This is a genomic window from Delftia sp. ZNC0008 (assembly GCF_000799035.1).
In the GTDB taxonomy this organism is placed as follows: domain Bacteria; phylum Pseudomonadota; class Gammaproteobacteria; order Burkholderiales; family Burkholderiaceae_C; genus Comamonas; species Comamonas tsuruhatensis.
On the sequence record NZ_JTKZ01000956.1, the window covers coordinates 1 to 1,963 of the forward strand.

Sequence of the window (1,963 nt, forward strand, 5' to 3'; positions counted from 1 at the left end):
CGGCGGCGTGCCGACCGGGTGCAATGCCGCGCAGCTGCACATTGGCGCGGCTGGACAGCTCCAGCACGCCAGTGCCATGCACCCAGGCCAGGCGCGCCAGGCGCCGCGCCTGGGCCACCGTCAACCGCCCCAGCGGCGGACGCACGCGCACCACCAGCCCATCGCCGGAGGCCATGGGCTGCCAGGCACCGGGGCACCAGCCTTGTATGTGGGGAGGGGTATGCATGGGATGGGGACCGACTGTAGCGCCGACGCAGCCTGTCCCGCAGGGGCAGCACCCGCAGGCGGTCAAGAAATGCGGGCTTTGTTGATCCAGCCTGCATGGGAAGCGCAGCGGTGACGCTGAACCGATGCCTCGTCTGAATTTGTCACTTCTCATGGAAATTTAACAATTTTCAAAGGGCCTTTATCAAATTAATCACTTATTCTTTGATAAAAACTGATACTTGCACCATCTACCTGGAAAGCGCCATGAATCTCCGCACCTGGACCGTCAAGACCAAGCTCTACGCCGCCTTCACCGCCCTGGCTCTGCTGGTCGCGCTGGTTTCCGTATCCGCTCTGCAGGCGCTGGACGATGCCAACCGCAACCTGACCCGGTTCGTCGATGGCGTGAACGCCCGTGCCCAACTGGCCGAACAGGTGCGCGCAGCCGTGGACAGCCGTGCCATCGCGGCGCGCAACCTGGTGCTGGTGAACACGCCAGCCGACCTGGAGCTGGAAAAAGCGGCCGTGTACGCCGCCCATGCCGAGGTCAAGACCCGGCTGGACCAGCTCAAGGCCCTGGTGGCCACGCCCGGGGTGGGCGAGGAGGCACGCGCCCTGGTCGCCCGCATCGACCAGATAGAGCAGCGCTACGGCCCGGTGGCGCTGGACATCGTCGCGCTGGCGCTGCGCCAGCAACGGGACGAGGCCATTGCCAAGATGAACAGCGAGTGCCGGCCGCTGCTGGCCCAGCTGATCGCGGCCACCGACGAGTACAGCCGGCTCACGCGCCAGCACGCCCAGGACATGGTGGCGCAGGCCACGCAGTCCCATGTGCAGCAACGCAACATGCAGATCGGCATGAGCGCGGTCGCCTTCGTGCTGGCCCTGCTCATGGGCCGGCTGATCGCACGCGGCCTGACACGCGCGCTGGGCGCCGAGCCTGCCCAGCTCGGTGAAGTCGCCCGCCAGATCGCCGACGGCAACCTCGACCCCGGACTGCTGCGCAGCGAAGCGCCCGCCGGCAGCGTGCAGGCCTCGCTCAACGCCATGCACCAGAGCCTGGCCAGCGTGGTCAGCGATGTGCGCGACAACGCCGACAGCGTGGCCATGGCCAGCGAGGAAATCGCCAAGGGCAACGCCGACCTGAGCCGGCGCACCGAGCAACAGGCCAGCGCGCTGCAGGAAACCGCAGCCTCCATGGACGAGCTGTCCTCCACCGTGCAGCAGAACGCGGACAACGCACGCCAGGTCAACCAGCTCGCGCGCGGCGCCAGCCAGGTGGCGGTCAAGGGCGGCGCCGTGGTGCAGGAGGTCGTGGGCGCCATGCAGGACATCCATGCCAGCTCGCGCCAGATCGGCGACATCGTGGGCGTGATCGACTCCATCGCCTTCCAGACCAACATCCTGGCCCTGAACGCCGCCGTCGAGGCCGCACGCGCCGGTGAACAGGGCAAAGGCTTTGCCGTGGTGGCCGCCGAAGTGCGCACCCTGGCCCAGCGCAGCGCGCAGGCCGCCCGCGAGATCAAGCAGCTCATCACTGACAGCGCCACGCGCGTCAGCCAGGGCGCGGAGCTGGCCGACCAGGCCGGCGCCACCATGGCCGAGGTGCTGCAATCCATACAGCGCGTGACCGACCTCATGGGCGAGATCAGCAATGCCAGCGACGAGCAAAGCGCCGGTGTGGCCCAGGTCGGGCAGGCCATGAGCCAGATGGACCAGGTCACGCAGCAAAACGCCGCCCTGGTGGAGGAAAGCG

1 protein-coding gene and 1 pseudogene are annotated in these 1,963 nt (G+C 67.7%); one reads left to right on the forward strand and one right to left on the reverse strand.

Going from position 1 to position 1,963, the window contains the following annotated elements:
* Positions 1-226, reverse strand: a pseudogene (locus L995_RS32630) (precorrin-3B synthase); the annotation flags it as partial.
* 245 nt (positions 227-471) lie between these two features.
* Here L995_RS32630 and L995_RS30820 point away from each other — a divergent pair.
* On the forward strand, positions 472-1,963 hold a 1,492-nt coding region (locus L995_RS30820; protein ID WP_047475278.1), incomplete at its 3' end, for a methyl-accepting chemotaxis protein.